17 protein-coding genes and 1 riboswitch are annotated in these 19,184 nt (G+C 39.1%); of the genes, 4 read left to right on the forward strand and 13 right to left on the reverse strand.

All coding sequences use genetic code 11. The annotated features are described in order from the left end of the window. Positions 1-3: 3 nt before the first annotated feature. The 7 genes from BN2425_RS21835 to BN2425_RS21865 form a co-directional block, all read right to left on the reverse strand. Positions 4-1,407 (reverse strand): sucrose-specific PTS transporter subunit IIBC, encoded by a 1,404-nt coding sequence (locus BN2425_RS21835; protein WP_042464164.1) that lies wholly within the window; start codon positions 1,405-1,407, stop codon positions 4-6. Positions 1,408-1,631: 224 nt separating this feature from the next. Further along, positions 1,632-2,621, reverse strand: coding sequence for a LacI family DNA-binding transcriptional regulator (locus BN2425_RS21840; protein WP_042464166.1), 990 nt, complete (start codon positions 2,619-2,621; stop codon positions 1,632-1,634). Between the two features lie 103 nt (positions 2,622-2,724). Continuing rightward, on the reverse strand, positions 2,725-2,961 hold the full coding sequence (locus BN2425_RS21845; protein WP_042464168.1) for a hypothetical protein: 237 nt from the start codon (positions 2,959-2,961) through the stop codon (positions 2,725-2,727). Continuing rightward, on the reverse strand, positions 2,958-3,482 hold the full coding sequence (locus BN2425_RS21850; RefSeq protein WP_042464171.1) for an RNA polymerase sigma factor: 525 nt from the start codon (positions 3,480-3,482) through the stop codon (positions 2,958-2,960). The genes BN2425_RS21845 and BN2425_RS21850 overlap by 4 nt, the downstream gene beginning before the upstream one ends. Further along, positions 3,469-3,840: a hypothetical protein gene (locus BN2425_RS21855; protein ID WP_042464173.1), complete on the reverse strand. Its 372-nt coding sequence runs from the start codon at positions 3,838-3,840 to the stop codon at positions 3,469-3,471. The genes BN2425_RS21850 and BN2425_RS21855 overlap by 14 nt, the downstream gene beginning before the upstream one ends. A gap of 200 nt (positions 3,841-4,040) precedes the next feature. Continuing rightward, complete coding sequence (locus tag BN2425_RS21860; protein WP_042464175.1) at positions 4,041-6,701, reverse strand: PBP1A family penicillin-binding protein; 2,661 nt, start codon at positions 6,699-6,701, stop codon at positions 4,041-4,043. Positions 6,702-7,119: 418 nt separating this feature from the next. Next, positions 7,120-8,082 (reverse strand): helix-turn-helix transcriptional regulator, encoded by a 963-nt coding sequence (locus BN2425_RS21865; RefSeq protein ID WP_042464177.1) that lies wholly within the window; start codon positions 8,080-8,082, stop codon positions 7,120-7,122. Positions 8,083-8,179: 97 nt separating this feature from the next. Here BN2425_RS21865 and BN2425_RS21870 point away from each other — a divergent pair, with 97 nt between their 5' ends. The 3 genes from BN2425_RS21870 (at position 8,180) to BN2425_RS21880 (ending at position 12,872) form a co-directional block, all read left to right on the forward strand. Then, entirely contained in the window at positions 8,180-8,659 is a 480-nt protein-coding gene (locus tag BN2425_RS21870) for a GyrI-like domain-containing protein (protein WP_042464179.1), read from the forward strand. Positions 8,660-8,676: 17 nt separating this feature from the next. After that, positions 8,677-9,141: a hypothetical protein gene (locus BN2425_RS21875; RefSeq protein WP_042464181.1), complete on the forward strand. Its 465-nt coding sequence runs from the start codon at positions 8,677-8,679 to the stop codon at positions 9,139-9,141. Between the two features lie 325 nt (positions 9,142-9,466). Beyond that, a riboswitch (cyclic di-GMP riboswitch) is annotated at positions 9,467-9,550 on the forward strand. A 19-nt stretch (positions 9,551-9,569) separates the two neighbouring features. Continuing rightward, positions 9,570-12,872 (forward strand): Ig-like domain-containing protein, encoded by a 3,303-nt coding sequence (locus tag BN2425_RS21880; protein WP_042464183.1) that lies wholly within the window; start codon positions 9,570-9,572, stop codon positions 12,870-12,872. A gap of 78 nt (positions 12,873-12,950) precedes the next feature. Here the strand turns inward: BN2425_RS21880 and BN2425_RS21885 are convergent, their stop codons facing one another. From BN2425_RS21885 to BN2425_RS21910, 6 genes are all read right to left on the reverse strand, one after another. Further along, positions 12,951-13,235 carry a putative quinol monooxygenase gene (locus BN2425_RS21885; protein WP_042464185.1) on the reverse strand — a complete coding sequence of 95 codons (285 nt, stop codon included), beginning with the start codon at positions 13,233-13,235 and terminating at the stop codon, positions 12,951-12,953. 128 nt (positions 13,236-13,363) lie between these two features. Continuing rightward, a complete protein-coding gene (locus BN2425_RS21890) occupies positions 13,364-14,560 on the reverse strand; it encodes a class I SAM-dependent rRNA methyltransferase (RefSeq protein ID WP_042464187.1) in 1,197 nt (398 codons plus the stop codon). Between the two features lie 354 nt (positions 14,561-14,914). Beyond that, positions 14,915-15,895 (reverse strand): exonuclease/endonuclease/phosphatase family protein, encoded by a 981-nt coding sequence (locus BN2425_RS21895; protein WP_042464189.1) that lies wholly within the window; start codon positions 15,893-15,895, stop codon positions 14,915-14,917. Positions 15,896-16,023: 128 nt separating this feature from the next. Then, entirely contained in the window at positions 16,024-16,980 is a 957-nt protein-coding gene (locus tag BN2425_RS21900) for an exonuclease/endonuclease/phosphatase family protein (protein WP_042464191.1), read from the reverse strand. A 136-nt stretch (positions 16,981-17,116) separates the two neighbouring features. Continuing rightward, positions 17,117-17,602 carry a DinB family protein gene (locus BN2425_RS21905; RefSeq protein WP_042464193.1) on the reverse strand — a complete coding sequence of 162 codons (486 nt, stop codon included), beginning with the start codon at positions 17,600-17,602 and terminating at the stop codon, positions 17,117-17,119. A 69-nt stretch (positions 17,603-17,671) separates the two neighbouring features. Then, positions 17,672-18,256 (reverse strand): TetR/AcrR family transcriptional regulator, encoded by a 585-nt coding sequence (locus BN2425_RS21910; protein WP_042464196.1) that lies wholly within the window; start codon positions 18,254-18,256, stop codon positions 17,672-17,674. Positions 18,257-18,407: 151 nt separating this feature from the next. On the opposite strand from BN2425_RS21910, the gene BN2425_RS21915 reads away from it, so the two are divergent. Next, entirely contained in the window at positions 18,408-19,142 is a 735-nt protein-coding gene (locus BN2425_RS21915) for a glucose 1-dehydrogenase (RefSeq protein WP_042464198.1), read from the forward strand. Positions 19,143-19,184: the final 42 nt, after the last annotated feature.

Consider the following 19,184-nt stretch of genomic DNA (forward strand, 5'->3'; position numbering starts at 1 on the left):
CCTTTATTGTTTAATTTCGTTTGTTTCCTTATCTGAATAGCCGAACAGCCATGTCAAAATGAAGGCTACGGCAATGGCAATTAGGTTTACTAAGATATATTGCAATATCTGCCCATTTAAATAAAGCAAGGTACCAGGAATAACCGTAACCGCCATCCCTGTTGCCTTAAGTCCAAGGATTGAAGCCGTAAATCCACCTACGGCACCGCCAATTAAAGCCATAATAAATGGTTTACCATAACGAAGGTTAACCCCAAAAATGGCCGGTTCCGTAATGCCTAAAAATGCTGAGAAAGAGGATGGCAAGGCAAGCGCTTTTAATTTTGCAGACTTTGTCTTTAAGCCAACAGCCAGTGAGGCACCGCCCTGTGCTGCAACCGCGCACGTTACAATGGCGTTGTATGGGTTGTTTTTATACTCAGCCAATAGCTGGATCTCTAACATATTAAAGACATGGTGAACACCTGTGATGACAATAAGCTGGTTCAATCCACCAATTAATAGACCAGCCAAGCCAAACGGCCATGAAAGAACACTCGTAGCAACATGTAGAATTCCTTGTTCAACTGTATGAAAAATTGGTCCTATGATTAATAAGGAAAGCACAATCATGACAAGAAGCGTCAAAAATGGTGTAACAATTAAATCCAATGATTCTGGAACACGCTTTCTAATTGCCCTTTCAAGTTTCGCCCCTATAATACCAGCAATAAAGGCTGGAATTACAGATCCTTGATAACCAACTACCGGAATAAAGCCAAAGAATCGAAGCGCCTCTGCGTCACCGCCTGCAACGGCATAAGCATTTGGTAAGGAAGGCGAGACCAGCATAAGTCCCAATATTAATCCAATAATCGGAGTTCCACCGAAAACTCTGAAAGTGGACCAGGCAACAAGAGCCGGCAGGAAGGCAAATGCCGTGTCAGTCAATACCTGGGTAAATAATAAGAAGTTCTGTGATACATCATCCGGTTTCATTCCAAATAAAGCTAAGATTTGATCCTGCATTACTAAGCCGCGAAGACCCATAAATAAGCCAGTAGCAACTAGTACAGGTATAATTGGAACAAATACATCTCCAAAGGTCCGAATGGCTCTTTGGAATTTCGTTCCGCTTTTTACAGCTTCTTTTTTCTGCTCAGATGTGGACTTGGTTTCAAGGCCAAGGTTCGATACCTCTTCATATATTTTATTGACAGTACCGGTGCCAAAGATGATTTGGTATTGACCGGAATTAAAGAAAGCTCCTTTTACTTTGCTAATCTGTTCTATTTGTTCCTGGTCGATTTTTTCTTTATCATTGACCATAATTCGAAGTCTGGTCGCACAATGGGCCACGGATTGAATATTCTCTTTTCCTCCAACTGCTTCTATCACTTCTTCAGCAATTTTGCGATTTTCCGTCATCTATACTCACCCCTATTTTTAATTTGTGGAATGGACTGTCGTAATAAAAGATAAAAGTTATTTTTTATTATTAAGAAGATTCCACCCTATTTTTATGGAATCGATTCCATAAAGAAGAAAAAATTTTTGATTTGTTACAAAGCAATCATTGTGGAATCGATTCCACTTTTTCAAAAAAATAAAGTGTAACCGAGAAAACAAATATGAAATCGATTACACAGTCATTATATACTGGAACGTTCAATAAGTCTATACTTTACCATCTTAATTTTTTCATGGTAAATTTCTCCGTTTATTTGCTCTAATAATAAACCCGCTGCTTCGCGCCCTACCTCCTCCATTGAGAAGTCGAGGGTAGTTAAGGCTGGCGAAATAAATTTGGACAGCTCTGACGCACCCATTCCTGCCACTGCTATATCAGCAGGTATGGAAAGTCCGGCTTCTTTTATATATTGCATAGCTCCAATCGCAAGCCGATCGGTTACGGCAAGTACTGCAGAAGGCTTTTGTTTGGAAAAATCCATCATTTGTTTCATGCAATGATACCCGGATTCTACATCAAATATTCCTTTTTGCACCCAGCTATCTTCAACAAGTAAATGATTTTCTTTCATTGCATCTAAGTAACCAGCTTTTCGTAGATAACCTACGGAACGGTCCTTTTCATCTACCCCAATAAATGCGATCTGTTTATAGCCCTTATTAACGATGTAATTAACCATATCTTTAGAGGCCTGGTAATCATCAAAAAGCACATTGGCAAGTCCCGAGATATATTGTCCAACTGTGACAAACGGGATATTCAATTGATTAATTTCATCTATTAGAGGCTGGTTAATAATAGTCGCAGACAAGATAATTCCATCCACATGTCTACTTTTCAATAACCTTAGATATTCTATCTCTTTTTCAGTTTCGAGATTTGTATTTGTTAAAAGAATTTGATAACCCTCTTTTGCCAATACATGGTCCAATCCCTTTACAAGACGGCTCGATGTTTCTGTACTAATTTTAGGAAGAATCACGCCAATTACTTTTGTCTTCTTCGTCCGTAACGATTTTGCATTTTCACTTGGGATATACCCTGTCTCTTCTATTACCTGTAATACTCTCTTTTTTGCTTCCTCACTAACGTAACCAGAATTATTTATAACTCTTGAAACGGTGGTGCGCGAAACCTTTGCCCTTTCAGCTATTTCTTTAATTGTTGCCATGTACGGGTCCTCCTGGGCAGCAAATGATCATATCCCTATTTTACACAATTATTTTATTTAAGGTAGATTGAATTTTCTCCATTCCTTTTTTTAAGCGGTGGCTTCAAATAAAGAAGAACGGGGCAAATAATAATGCCAGTACGAAAAGAAGCGGGTAGAAGACAATTCGAGTTATTGAATTTCTATTGATTGAAAGTGCTTCAAGCGGATCTGCAGCCGGAGCATAAATCCAGTTTGCCAAACGATTTAGCTTACTCTTTTTAATGGATATATCCGGAACTTTCACATGAAATTCATCCAGCCTGGTTTGAAGTTCATCCGTTATCTCATTTTTACTCATCCGTTCTCCTCCAATAGACCTTTTAATTTTTTTAGTGATACGTGCAGCCTTGATTTCACTGTACCGATTGGGATTTCAAGAATGTTTGAAATCTCCTTTTGTGACAAATCATGATAATAATATAATAAAATAACTGAACGTTGTTCATCAGGCAGCTGCTGGAGGGCTGCTTGGATGCTGAGTATCTCATCATGTGAAATTTGTGTTTTATGATTCTGGTTGTATAAGAATGGCAGCAATTTATTCATGCGGCTTCGCCTTTTTAACCGATTGATCATCAGCTGGTAGGCTATCCGAAATAAATAGGTTTTTAGGCTGGACTTTTGTGAATCAAATTGTGCCTGATATCTATGAAATTTTTCAAAAGTATCTTGGACAAGATCAATACTAAGCTGTTCATCTTGGCAATACCGATAAACAAATTGGTAAATGGGAGCTTTGTAGGTAATAAATAATTCTTCTATCGAATACTCCACCTGATTTTCTACAACATCAGATGCTTTTTCACTATTTGAATTCATCAGACCACCGCTCTTTAATCCCTTTAAAAACATAGGATATTCGGGTAATAAACCAAATAAAGGTGATTAATGAAAATACAAAGGTTTGATGCAGAAAAAACTGGATCCACGGGCTTTTGATATTATCGCCCCGAAGCAAAAATATAAAAAGGCCCATGATACACAAAAATGTGTAAACAGCAGCTAATATGATCGTATAATCCCATCTAGTCCAGTAAAAATAAATGTCAGACTTACAGAAATCAATGTTCCCTTTGTAATCCCTAACTACCTTTTTATTCATTGTAGCAATGAGTATTGCAAAAGTCGTCCCAATTATTGCTGCTGCAATTGTCCCTATTAACCAGCCTAACGCCATCTTTCATCCACTCCCTCTAATTCATCTATAAACATATACAACTGAGCAGATAAAAAGGTTCATTTGGGAACCATGGGGACGGTTCTTGTGGATATTTTTCCGGAGAATGCCATAAGAACCGTCCCTGTGGAGTAAATCCAGTACTAAGAAAACATAAAAGGAGACCGTCTAAAGCCAGACGGTCTCCCTAACTGAATACATTAAGGATTTGTTGGTTTCGTCTCTCCAGTCACTGGTTCTGCCTCTCCAGTATTCCCTTTCCCATTGTTGTTGTCATTCTTCTCTTGGTGATCTACTGTAACAGATGTGGAAGCTGGTTCACTTGTTCCTGTATTATTGGAAGCCACTACCTTAATGACATACGTTTGACCTGGCAGCGGGTTACTCAATGTTGCATTCGTCACGGATGTTGGCGCTAAAGTTTGGGTAGTGCCATTTACTGTAAAAGAAACTACATAGCTCACATTTTGTGCATTGGCATTATTGTTGCCCCAACTGATTGTAATTTGGTTCGAGTTTTTATCATATTTAGCTTGCAATCCACTTGGACTTTTTAACGCTTCTTCTGTACCTTGAACCGTTAAGGAAGCAGAAGCCGCATCACTCTTGGTGCCTCCCGTAACTGCAACGACATTAAACACATAGGTTTTTCCTTTCTCAGGGCCTTGCAGAACTGCTTGCTTCTCACCCGTTGACGGCAAGCTTGCAGCTTTTCCGTCCACCGTATAAGAAACTTCAAAGGTTGTCCCGGAATCTCCTGAATTGTAATTCCATGTTAATTGAATGCTGTCGGAAGCTTCATCATAGGCTGCTTTCACATCCGTCGGTTTATCCGGTTTTGGCGGCTTCGGTTTTTCCCCGCCTTTTACGTAGTATTCATTCCCGGATTTTGCCACACTGCTAGGTTGCTTAAATTTTTCTGTGCTGGCATCTGCCCGTGACAGGATGGCTTTAAACACTAACTTAGAAAAGTTTGCACTTGTGGTTCCTAAATAGTCATCTTTCGATTTTGTTTCGGTATATCCTGTCCAAACCGCACCGGTGTACTGTGGCGTATATCCTACAAACCAGGCGTCACGCGTTGCATTGCCCGGTAATCCATATTTTTTTATGGCTGATTCATCAAAGCTGGTGGTCCCCGTTTTGCCCGCTAAATCAAGACCTGAAATATTGGCCATGGTCCCTGTACCGGAATCCATAACCGAGCGCAACATATCTGTAATGAGGAATGCCGTATAATCCTCCATTACTTTCTTTTTACTTGAAGCCAATTTATCTTCTGTTCCATTTGCATAAACAATTTTTGAAACCGTGTATGGTTCAATATAATAGCCGCCATTTCCAAATGCAGCATACGCACCAGCCATATTCAGCGGTGATGCGGCATCAATGGCACCAATGGCATTCGATTCATTTGCTTTTTGTGTATCTGAAATTGGGAAACCAAGACTATTGGCAAAATCTGTAGCATAGTCAGCCCCTACTTCTTGATACGTTTTTAACGCTGGAATATTCCGCGACCATGTTAAGTGATCTCTTATCGACTTATTTCCAGCATAGGAACGGTTGGCATTGCGGATTGGAGTACCAGTCGAATATTGATAAGGCTCGTCCTTTATAATGTGTCCGGTCGACCATTGGAATTTTTCAATGGCTGGCCCGTAATCAAGAATTGGCTTAATCGTTGAGCCTGGGTGGCGTCTAATCTTTGTCGCATAGTTATAGCCCCCGGTTTGATAATTCCTTCCGCCGCCGATTGCTTTGATGGCGCCTGTTTGTGTATCCAAAATGACAACAGCTGACTGTAACATATCATTATCTGGATAGTTGATATACTCATTGGTTGATAGGACATCTTCCGTTACTTGTTGGATTTTCGGATCAATCGTTGTATAAATTTTTAGCCCGTCTTCAAAAATATTCGCTTTTGTTTTGGTTTGAACTTCCTGTATCACCGTATCAACAAATGCCTGGTATTTATTCGTTTGTTTTTGTTGAATATTTAACGTATCTTTTATCGGTGTACTTTGTGCTTTTTGCATTTCCGCTTTAGAAATATAACCATGTCTATTCATATACTGAAGAACTAAATTCCTTCGCTTTTCTGCATTCGGAAGATTACTTTCAACAGTAGGAATATAGTTATTTGGGCTTTGCGGAATCCCCGCTAGTAAGGCCGCTTGTTCGAGCGTCAATTGATCTAACTCATCTGGACCTAAGCCGAAAAATCGTTGGGCCGCTTTTGCCACCCCATATACATCACTGCCATACAAATTTTTATTAAAATACATTTCAAGAATTTGATCTTTCGTAAATTGTCTTTCTAATTGGATAGCCAAATACCATTCTTGCACTTTTCGTGTAACTGTTTTTTGAGTAGTTAAAAATGAATTTTTGACAATTTGCTGGGTTATCGTGCTTCCGCCTTGAGAAGTACCAGAAGTGATATTCGTCCCAATTGCAACAAGTGTCCGTTTTACATCGATCCCGTGATGCTGGTAAAAACGGGCATCTTCAGTTGCCAACACCGCATTTTTGAGGACATCAGGTATTTGATCGATCGTAATATCGTCCCGTTTTTCTTTACCAACCTCGGCTATTAAAGTCTTCTCATCAGCCGCATATACTTCAGAGGATAACGGGTCTTTTAATAACGTTTCGTCAAACTTCGGCGCATCTTTGATGATATATAGAAAAGCACCTGCGCCCACTAAAATCATAACAAGCCCTAGGGTAAGACAAATATAAAAAACTTTTTTCCATACGCTCTTTCCGGTCTTCTTGCTCCCCTTTTGTCCTGAAGCTTTTTGCTGTTCTTGTATTTTCCTTCGCTCTGTGCGAGAGCGATACTCTTCTGACATGGTTCGCGTTCCTCCCTTTTCAAAATGGCTTCCAGTAAACCATCTGTATTCTATTATTCCATGGCGTATTCATTTGTTAAAATAATTACACTTGGAGTTTATCAAAAGAAGTATTTTATTCTCAATGTTTTTGAACATTTAGCTCCCTTTTCAATATAAGACATTTTTTCAATTTGTCAGAGGTAACAAGTATCATTCATAAACGGAATGGTAAGCTGGTAATAGTTTAACATGCTGTTTTTTATTATTTAAGCCCTTAATAGAATTTCATAGAGAAGTGGAAACAAGTTAGTCCTAATAAGATGACTGTTTAAAAAATAGAGACAGTATCCTACCCCTCTTGTGATATTTTACTATACTTCGGCATTGGAGACGAAACTGGACTAACTCAAAATATTTAGGTTTTAACTGACACTGCTTATGGGCAAAATGATAATAACCTCTCTTGTATACCTTCTAAGACTTCTTCTGGTATTGCCCTTACCTTAATATCTCCACCTAGGAACAGCAGCCAATTTGTTATTTCGGCCAATTCCTCAGGATGATCCACATGAATAAAAGTCCTTAGAATGGCTGTAGTTTGATAAGGATTTGTATAGGAAATAGAAACCTTTAAAGGATGGTATTTTCTGAACTGGGCAATTGCTTTTGGACCAAGTTCAAGAACAAGGTTTATTTCTTCTTCCCGCTCACTTAGTTTTTCTAAAATCTTTTTCTTACTTAATCTAGTTTGTGGCTGGAAGGGTTCAACATGAAGGAGATGGTCAACATTAAAAATCTTCCTCTTTTCTTCCTTTAGGTCAAATCCTTCAATCAGCCACAGGCTATTCTCATGATAAAGGTGCAAGAGATAAATATGATAACTGTTTATTACTTTTTCATCTTTCATCGTCACCAATAAGTAACTATCCAAAAGGAGAATCTGGATAAGTTTTTCTAACATGGGGTGGGGAAGGTCTGAAAGCTCAAGCAGGTCGGGATTATTGGGGTTGGTCCCTTCAAAAAGTAAGATTTGATTTAAATGAACCAGGTCATCTTGCTGATTTTCTGAGATGAGGCCCAGTAACTTTTCAGCTAAAGACTGACGGCTCTTTAGATAAGGAAGCTGCTGATTTCTTGTTGCCATAAAGGCAATAAAAAGCGCTTTGACCTCATTATCAGTAAAACGAACAATGGGAAGGACAGAGTTTTGCATGACAAAATAGCCCCCATCCCTTCCAACCTCAGCGACAAGCGGCATCCCCATGGCTTCTATTTCTCTGATATCTCTAATTGCTGTCGAACGAGAGATGTTAAATTCTTGCATGATCTCAGATATGGTAAAGTGGGAGCGGTTATTGATGTACCGCATGATGGTGTTAATCCGTTCAACTTTTTTCATCGTGACTCCTAAACAGTATCATTTTTTGACATGATTTAACGCTATTATAAACTCATCAAGTGAAAAAACAAATTTATTTGAAAGGAAGTTTTTGAACATGGCAGACTATTCTTTAGAAGAGAAAAAAAGTTTTACCGTTTTAGGCATTGGAACAGAGCTTAAGAGCAACTATACAGACTATGCAGGCATTAATAAGGAAAAGGCAGATTTTTGGCAGGCCGTTAAACAAAATGGAATGCTTGATAAATTAAAATCGATTGCCACAAATGACTACATTTTTGCCGTAAATGAAGCAGTGAATAACAAGATGATGCATTATGCCGGTGTCATGACAGAGGCAACGGTACCAGAAGAACACAGAGTCATCCAATTTCCTAAAGGGGAGTACCTGGTTGTGAAAGGGGAAGGCAAGACGGCTGATGAGTTAAGCAATAAACTTTCTGGCATTGCCTTCGGTCAAGTATTGCCGGAAGCTGCGAACTTTGCCTATGTTGGCGGGCCCAATACAACGGTTGAAATGGGACAGCGAAACGGCTTAGTATTTGGTGAAATGTGGATTCCAGTAGTACGGAAGTAAAGAGAGGAGGAATGGAAATGTCCTATATCGTTGATTTTAAAAATGTGTCTACGGTTGGTTTAGAGTCTTCACCAGTAGCAGAGGCACTTGCTGGTTTGCGTGCTAATGAAGCGCGTTACTTTATGAACAAATACAAGCATGAATTTACGGTTGTACCAGCTAGTGAAAGTCAGGATACACTTGATTACGTAAACCGGATCTTGAAAGAGGAACGTGATATTGAGTTTGCCGCCAAACCTTTAGAAACATCGCGTTTTCAAGTGGAAAATATCGATTGGACTTACGTCTTTTATGAGGATGGTCTTTCGGTCAACGTCTTGTATACGATTGATAATCCTAAGAAGCGGGCAGTTGGTTTTAAGCTGTCTGAAGGGATGGAAGTACCAAAGGAGTTAGAAGGAAAGTTTAAGTTTGCCAGGCAGAAGTCTAAACTAGCTGGAACCATTCGGGGCTCGTTTTTTGTGATTAAGGGAGAATATTAAAGTAGGTAAAAACGACTATTTATGCAACAAATGCTCTTCATCTAGATATGCATTGTAAAACAGCACCTCTCCATGATAATAGGAGAGGTGCTGTTACTTTTTAACAAGATCTTCATTAAAGATAACGTAGTCCCATCATTATATTAACGGTTAACTATAGACCCATTTTTCTGAAGGAATTTTGTCGATTTTTTGTTGCGTCTTGTCGAATGTATTTGGTACTTTTCGACTATTGTTTCATTTATAATTACTTCATAGAAATGCTGTTCGATATATTGGATGTGGCCACGAGATATATCTGAACAATAATGTATGGATATTCCAATCATTATTGGGAAGCGTTGAATTATAGCCTGTAACTGGACACTTGGGCTATAAGGAGCTACTAGTGTAACCGGCCCTCTTACATATTAAGAGGAGTGAAGATTATGTTAAAAAAAATGAAGAAGAGGTTCAGGAAGCAGGCTGCAGTGAGTACTGTTGCTGCTCTTACCCTTACAGGGGCACTGCAGACGGGGGTTCCTGTGTTTGCATTTGTTGATCCTTCAGTTGAAATTACTGCAATCTCTCAAAATGGTGTTGTAACCATCGCTTCGGGTCAAACAGTTAATTTTACCATTGAAGTAACAGTACCGACTGGTTACAATGTCGACGCAGATGTGTCAGTAGACACTAAATACTACCTAAAGTCAGATGGCTCAGTTATTTCAGACACTCCGTCTAAATCGGCAAAGATGGCACAAAATGGTACATTAATCATCCCAGCAAGTGTAACTGTTGCCGCTAATTTATCCGCAGGTAATATAACAGTACCAATTAAAATGACTGTCGAAAACGCAACGAATGGAACAAATAATAAGAATCGAATTATAAACGAAGTTATTGACAAATTTACCGTTAACGTTATTTCATCAGACACTACCGCTCCGGTTGTAACCATCTCCTCTCCGGCCAACAATGGGTATTATAAGTCTAGTGCGCTCCCTGTTTCACCACAGTATTCTATTGTGGAGGCAAATAGTCATACAGAATTGGTTACCGGTTGGGATAACACAGAAGGCACCCATACAGTCACAGTAACATCTACAGATGGTTCTGGAAATGTCGGCAGTGCTAGTGCTACCTATACTGTCGATAATACTGCTCCTACCATTTCAACAACTTTAGTGGATGATGGTATTTATAATGAGACCACACTCCAAAATATGGGGTCAACCTACTATTCCGTCCAAGATGCAAATCCAGGTACAGTTTCTGGAACGCTTCTAGATACTACTGAGGGTGACCATGAAGCTGTGATAACGGCAACTGATAAAGCTGGAAATACGGCCACTGAAACGATTCATTACACTGTAGACAATACGGCGCCGGTGATTACCTTTAATTTTTCTAACAATGGATTCTATAAATCTAGTGTTCTATCAAGTCTTAACCCTTATTATAAAGTAACAGATGCTCACCCAAATCCTAATGGTGTGAATGCACCATCACTTAACCTTGGAGAGGGCAATCAGAGTGTGAAGGTAATTGCGTCTGATTTGGCCGGAAACTCAAGCAGTACAAGTGCCTCTTATACGGTTGACGATACTGCTCCTAGTGTAACCATTAAGCTCGACCCAACCAAGTATTACAACAAAGTAGGCTTAGAGGCACTGGGTGATTATTATACAGCTACTGATGCTAACTTATTAAGCGTAAATGCTTCAGCTTTAGTAGATGACCAAGATGGAACTTATGAAGCTACTGTTTCTGCTGTTGATAAGGCCGATAACGAAACGGTAAAAACAGTTAGTTACAACGTGGATAATACGGTACCAGTTATTAAATTTAATTCAGCGCTTCAAAACGGCGGCTTCTATCAATCAAGTGCATTAGAATCTATTAAAAATTCTTTCTTTTCGGCAACTGATGCTCACTTAAAGAATGTATCTGATGCTTCACTTGATTTAACAGAGGGTCAGCATACCGTAACAGTTACTGCCACTGATGAAGCAGGAAATGAAACGGCCGAGTCGATTACCTATACAATTGACAATACTCCACCTCAAGTTGATTTTAACATCCCGGATGGAGGTTACATGACTTCACAGGATGTGGAAAGTCTTCTAAATGGAGGCAACTATTACAGCGAATCAGATAATATTGGTGTAGTAAGCGTTGTTGCAGACGAATTAAATTTAGCAGAAGGAACTCATACGCTAACTGTTACAGTTAAAGATGCTGCCGGTAATGAAACTACAAAAAGCTTAACTTATACCATCGATGATACTGCGCCAACTATTGCATTTAATTATCCAAATGATTGGTTCTTCAAGTCAACAAATTTTAATGTCAATAATATCTTTACTGCAACTGATGCGAATCTCGATACTGCAGTAGTTACTAACCCACAGGCACTGGTAACTACGGAAGGTACTCACACTGTTACGGTTAAGGCCACTGATAAAGCTGGTAATTCAACATTAGAAGATTTTACCTACACGATTGATGACACAGTTCCAACAATTATTGGCATCATTGATAGTACCCCTAATGGAGCAGGCTGGTTTAACCATGATGTAACGGTAAGCTTTGCAGCTGAGGATGCATTATCAGGGATTGCCAGTGTTACAGAGCCAAATACCCTTGGGGAAGGACCCGATCAAACTGTCATTGGTACTGCATTAGATAACGCAGGTAACTTCTCTTCAGCTACAGTGTCTGGCATTAATATTGATAAAACGGCGCCAACCATCAGCGGAGTAACAGACAGTTCACCTAATGCAGCAGGATGGTACAATAAGGATGTAACCGTAAGCTTTTCTGCCGATGATGCATTATCAGGAATTGCTAGTGTCACAGAACCAGTTATCTTTGGGGAAGGGGCCAGTCAATCTTCCACCGGTACTGCAACGGATAAAGCCGGTAACTCTGCTTCTACTACTGTGTCCGACATCAATATTGATAAAACGGTGCCAACTATCAGCGGTGCGGCAGATAGTTCGCCTAATGCAGCAGGATGGTATAACCATGATGTAACGGTAAGCTTTACAGCCATTGATGCATTATCAGGAATTGCCAGCGCCACAGAGCTGGTTACACTTGGGGAAGGTACTGACAAAACTGCCACTGGTATCGCAATTGATAAGGCCGGTAACTCTGCTTCCACTACAGTATCCGGCATCAATATTGATAAGACGGCACCGGTTATTACAATTAATGACAATGTTACCTATACATTAAATCAAGTTGCAACTTGGACTGCATCGGATGCATTGTCCGGACTTGCGACTCCTGCAAGCGGAACAATCGATACAAGTACGCCTGGCAAACATACTCAAACTATCACTGCAACCGATAATGCCGGAAACACAGTCGAGAAGACTGTAAGCTATACAGTTGTATATAATTATGGTGGAATCCTTCAACCTATTGACAGTGACGGGGCCAGTGTTTTCAAAGCTGGAAGCACAATACCTGTGAAATTCCAACTAAAAAATATCAGTGGCAATTTTATTTCGACTGCCCATGCATCCATTTCATTTGGAAAAATTACTGATATGGTATTAGGTACTGTTTCTGAGGTTGGTGTTAATAGTAACGCAAATGCTGGAAATGAATTTAGATACGACCCAACATCCAAACAGTACATCTTCAACTTAAGTACTAAGGGGTTAACAGCAGGTACTTATAAAATATCAATTACCCTTGATGATGGTACTACTAAAACTGTTAACGTAAGTTTAAGATAAAATAAAATACTAACATTTAAAGCCGAGGATTACTTGAATCCTCGGCTTTTTTATAACTCTCCAGTGACTAGGCACTCTTTATATTTCGCGATAAATATTAAGTTCTGTACTTTCCCGCATTTTTCGCAGTTCGGGAACCAATCTCTTAATATGTTCACTTTGATTATGCTGTTGAAGCGCCTCTTCGTCTTCCCATTCTTCGATTGTGGTAAGGACCAATGGGTCATTGATATCTTGATGGTAGGTGTACATGATGCATCCTTTTTCTTTTCTGGTTTCCTGGACAACTTCTCTAGCCAGACTCAAATAATTTTCAATATTAGCCTCAGGTTTAAGCTTTCCTTTACATACCACTCTAATCATTTGGTTTCTCCTGTATCTGTATTTTTTCATGTTTTGTATAATTTGTTTTATAATTACCATTTTATCAGAAGGAATAACTTTGTGTCTTTCATTACTCATAAACAGATTTGGCTAACATTTGCCTTTTTCTACGATAATTTTTTTATAAACACAACCTTAAGATAGTTGCCTTCTGGGAATTCTTTTATTGTCTTAAAGTCTTTCGGAAGGGAAAATTCCTCAACAAGCTGATATTTCCTGTTTGTTTCACTAAATGCCTGATCAATAAAACTTTTAAATTTTTTCATATTAAAAGAGCTTGAGTTGGTGGATGCAACGATCATCCCCTCATCTTTTGTTATCGCAATAGCCTCTTTTAAAAGATTTTTGTAATCCTTTTCGGCACTGAATACGGTTTTTTTTGACCTTGCGAAGCTTGGGGGATCCAGGATTACCATATCAAACTCTAGCTGCTTTTTCACCGCATACTTAAAGTAATGGAACACATCTTCAACAATAATATCCTGTGCTTCATCATCTATTCCATTCAAACTAAACTGCTCAATAGTCTTGTTTAAGCTTCTATTTGCTAAATCCACACTTGTCGTTTTTACTGCGCCTCCTAAGGCAGCAAATACTGAAAACGCACCTGTGTAGGAAAAGGTGTTTAGTACGTTCTTCCCTTTCGCATAAGCATCGCGGATCCTTTTTCTGACATCCCTTTGATCTAAAAATACACCGACCATCGCACTTTCATTTAAGTAAACAGCGAAGTTTACTCCATTTTCTTTTACGATAATCGGGAAGGTTCCTCTTTCTCCCGCTACGAAATCATCTTCTTCAATATACTTTCCGCTGACATCAAATCTTTTCTTTTGATAAATGGCTTTAAATTCAACCAATTCTTTCAGAGCATTGATAATATACTCCCGAAAGTGGTAGATTCCTTTGCTATACCAGTTGATTAAATAGTAGCCATCAAAATACTCTATCGTTAATCCGCCTAAACCATCACCTTCACCATTTACGATTCTGAAAGCGTTGGTATCCCGGCTATTAAAAAACGGCTCCCGATAGTTGATTGCATCTTTCAATTTATTCACAAAAAACCTTTGGTCGATCTGTTCATTCTCGTTTCGACTAAGAACCCACCCATAACCTTTGTTTTGTTTGCCATAATAGCCTTTTGCGATGAACCTGTTCTTCTCATCAACGAGACGGATAATGGTTCCTTCTTTAGTAACTTCGTTCAAATTAAGAATAGCTTCCTTTGATATGAGCGGATAACCGCTTTTATACTTATTTACAAACTTGCCTTTTATCGTTAAAGTGACTTCTTTTTTCATCTTGTCATCCTATCAAAAAGTTTTTTATCGTGCTCTTATTATTGTATACAATCATTTCGAGAGTCAACCATATTACGTTTACAAGGTGTCACAACTGAAACCTCATTTACTTATGTTAGAGTTCAACGTAACGCATCTAAAATGAGGGGGGCAATTTCTATACACAACAGGGGACATCCCAATATTTCATTCAAGAAACTGCCGTTTCCCATTAAAACTCCTTTTGTTGGCTAGGCTGTACTTTTTGTACTAAATAGTCTCAAAAAAGGAAAGCAAGGGATCCCTTTTTATTAGGAATCCCCTGCCTGCTATTCTGGCTACTATGGAAATAAGCTCACAGACATTCTTTTTTCTTTAATGCCTCTTTTTAAAAATTAAAAAATCAGCAACGAGCCCCGCAGAATTAGACGGCCAAAGAGCATTTCGAGTCCGGTCATTCTGGCTTTCTCCAACTATATCAATCTTTTTCACAGCTAGGTTGCCACGAAAAAGAATTAAATCTGATCTTCTGCTAAGCTGCGATTCTAGGTTTAAGACATCAAAATCCTGGCAGCACGTAAACCCAGGGCCTTCCCCCGCAATTGTCCATGCATCTTTAAAACCTGCATTCAAAAATAAGTGGTACGGTGGAGGATTGGTATTAACATCAAATCCAAAATCCCCGGTTATGATCAATGGGAGGTCAGCCGTATTGGTGAGTTGTACTAGTTCCGCAGCTTGTTGTTCCCGTACTTCCTCTGAATCAAAGTCAAGGCGAGTCGTCAATAATCTGAACTTCGTCCCATCCTTTGTTACATCTACAGAAACCCAGCCTCTAGGTTCGATAAATAACTGGCCGCCAATAGGAGCCAGAAAATGCGCTTGATATTGTCTGGATTTTATGTTGGAGATAATAAAATCTGAATCTTTCTTTGTGAGAATGATATTTCGATCTGTGAAATGAAGGATAAACCCGGTACTTGCCGGAACGTCGATGTCTAAGTTCTGATTAAACGCAATGGCCTCATAATTCAAGCCTCTATGTTTTAACTCTTTCAGAAGAATATCAAGAAAATCATATTCAAATTGAATCACGGGCTCAAATCCAGGTGGTGAAAATAGCTGCCATATTGCTGCGTCTTGGAGACAAATAAAATCAGGATTCTTCTTTTCAACTTGTTTGGCAATCGCTTTTGCTCTTTTAGGAAAATTTGTAGCTTGTATTTGCCGGTAAATTTCTGTAACAGCTGGCGGGACTTGTTCAGGGGTGGTATTAAGTATGATTTCAGCATCAGCGCCAAAATAGAGATCCCAAGTCATGACTCTTACTTGTTGTCCCTTTACTCTTACTCCCATTACTCTTTCTACCTACTTTCTTATTAAATATATTGTTTTCCCTGTCATTTCGGGGTAGAGCAGTTAACACTCCTCTGAAACTTCGATTTCCACTATACTTTGAGTTTGCTTTCTTGACTCTTTCTTATTTAGTAAGTAAATCTAGCGAATTGCCCCGCGGCATTAGACGGCCAAAGAGCATTCGAAGTGCGGTCGTTTTGGCTTTTCCCAACGAGATTCATCCTTTTCACATTCAAGTCACCACGAAAAAGAATTAAATTCGGCCTAAAGTTAAGCCCCGATACCAGGTTTAATAAATCGGGATCCTGGCAGCACGTAAACCCAGGACCTTCCCCTGCAATAGTCCAAGCATCATCAAAACCTGCGTTTAAAAATAAAAGGTACGCTTCAGGAGGGGGACTGCTATCAGCATCAAATTCAAATTCCCCTGTTACAATCAGAGGGAGATCAACCCCATCTGTGAGCTGTACGAGCTCTGCTGCTTGTTGATCGCGTATTGTCTCTGAATCATGGTCGAGATGAGTCGTCATTAATCTGAACATCTTCCCATCTTTTTTTACATCAACAGATGCCCAGCCTCTGGGAATAGGGATAAACTGGCCGCCAATGGGAGCTAGGAAAGCTGCTTGATATCGACCGGAATTTGCATTAGAAAGGATAAAATCAGATTGTTTCTTTACAAGAATGACACTTCGATCTATTAAATGTAGGAGGAACCCTTCACTAGTCGGCACCACAATATCTAGGTTCTGATTAATCACAACAGCCTCATACTTCAGACCTCTATTTCCAAACGCCTCAATTAGTATCTTGAGAAAATCATACTCAAAGTGAATATCCGGCTCAAAACCAGGAGGAGATAATATCTGCCATATCACTGCCTCTTGAAGACAAATAAAGTCAGGATGTTTCTTGGAAACCTGTTTGGCGATTGCCTTTGCTCGTTTCGGAAAATTTGTAGCTTGTACTTGACGGTAAATTCTTGTGGCAATTTCCGGAACTTGTTCGGGAGCAGCCCCTATAATTACGGTTGCGTCGGCGCCTAGATAGAGATCCCAAGACATGATTTTTACATCTTGTCCCATTAATCTACCTACTTTCTTTCTAAATATTAACCTTCTAGGTATGATATGTAGACAAGCTCGTTTATGTATAGACAGAGTTCATGGGGTAAAAGCTTATTTTCACCTTTTTGTTTCAAACGAATGGGAATGGAAAACCTCATTTACTTGGGGTGGAACCTTCTATTGCCCGTTGGATCGGATTAATAACTCCCGTATGCATTCCTTCATGGTGCAAACTAAACGTGAGAATTTCTCCAATTGTTTCCATCTCAAAACCAAGTCGTACAAAGGGTTTTATTGCTTTTTCCTGCAGACGGTTACCCAGAGATTCCTTGATGTAATCCGTTTGCTTTTTTAATTCATTGGATAAGGTTTGCAACGTTGGCGGTTCTACTTGCCATTCACTTGGTTTCGTCCGGTTACCAAATAAGGTGACAAATTCCGGAGAAAGTTGTTGCGGCAATCCTGCAAAGTTCGAAGCAATCTGTTCCTGAACAATTAAGATATGACCAACGTTCCAACGGATCGTATTGTTAAATCCCTTAGGCATAATATCAGCCATATCTTCTGTAATAGATTCCACCTTTTGGAGAGTAATGGCTCGTACTACTTCCACTTGTCTTAACACCATATCGTTCTTCATACTATTCCACCTTCTATCGAGTACGAACTAACCTATCTTTTCTTCAACCGTCTTCAATTCTCTCCTATTTCAATCTTCAAAAACAATTGCCTCCTTAAACAATTTGCTTTGTAGATACGACAATTTTTTCGCCATCACTTCAGGAGAATCTTTGAAATCCTGCTGAATCCAATACCTGAAAAAACCGAGAGTTCCATATGTTAAGAAATAGTTTAATGCAGGAACTTCAATTTCTGTTGTCTCACCCAGCTTTAAATCGGTGCTAGATATCTGTACTATACTTTCACAAAATTGATTTTGCGATCCTGGGACTACTTCTCCGTTTAAAATAAGGGAAAAAACAAATTGATTTTGATAGATAAATTCAAAAAGAGGGAGATGTCGGTACTCATCATCTGACGAAAAGCGCTCTAAATTTTGATAACTTTTACGAAAGTAAGTAATTAATTCTTTTAAATAATCATCAAATATCGCAGTTAATAAATCATGTAAATCCCTATAATGCGAATAAAAAGTGACGCGGTTACATTTAGCATATTGTGCTACCTCCGTAATCGAAAGATCGTTTAACTCCTTTTCCTTCAATAATTCCAATAACGCATGCTTTAATTTTTTTTGCGTCCTCTTGGTGCGGCGATCGTCGTTTTTGGACATAGGTTTATGGTTTCCCCCCCTCTATAAATTTTTAAAATAGACATAATAATTATGACATCAATTTTTTTGTTAGACAAATCTCATATAATCTGTTAATTTACAAATGTAGTTTATTTTTAAAATACCATAATATTTATAGGAGGAATAAAACATGGCACGTTTAGACGGAAAAATTGCGATTATTACTGGTGCTGCTCAAGGGATGGGAGCATCACATGCACGGAAATTTATCGAAGAGGGTGCGAAAGTTGTTTTAACAGACTTAAATGAAGAAAAAGGAAATGCCCTTGTAGCAGAACTTGGTGAGAACGCTTTATTTGTCAAACACAATGTCACAAGTGCTGATGATTGGGCAACTGTCTTAGCTCAAACAGAAAAAGCCTTTGGTTCAGTAAATGTTTTAGTCAACAATGCTGGAATTACGATGGCAAAATCAATCTTAGCAGTAACAGAAGAAGAATACCGCCGCATCGTCGACATTAACCAAGTTTCCGTATTTCTAGGAATGAAGGCTGTTATCCCGTTCATGCAAAAGTATGGAAGCGGTTCCATTATCAATATTTCTTCAATGAATGGAATTGTTGCCGGAGCCATCGGGTATACAGATACAAAATTCGCCGTTCGTGGTATGACAAAAGCAGCTGCAATCGAATGTGCTCATTACGGAATTCGGGTAAACTCTGTGCACCCAGGGGTTATTGCAACCCCAATGATTATTCAAGAAGATACTAAATCAGCAGTAGAAGAATTCGCTAAACATATTCCTTTAAAACGTGTTGCACAATCAGAAGAGGTTTCAAGCTTAGTGCTTTACTTAGCCTCTGATGAGTCAAGCTATTCAACAGGAGCTGAATTCATCGTTGATGGCGGCTTAACAGCCATGTAATGCAAGATAACCTTAAAATCCCCCTACTGTTTCAAACTGGAA

This window comes from Neobacillus dielmonensis, assembly GCF_000612665.1.
In the GTDB taxonomy this organism is placed as follows: Bacteria; Bacillota; Bacilli; order Bacillales; family Cytobacillaceae; genus Neobacillus; species Neobacillus dielmonensis.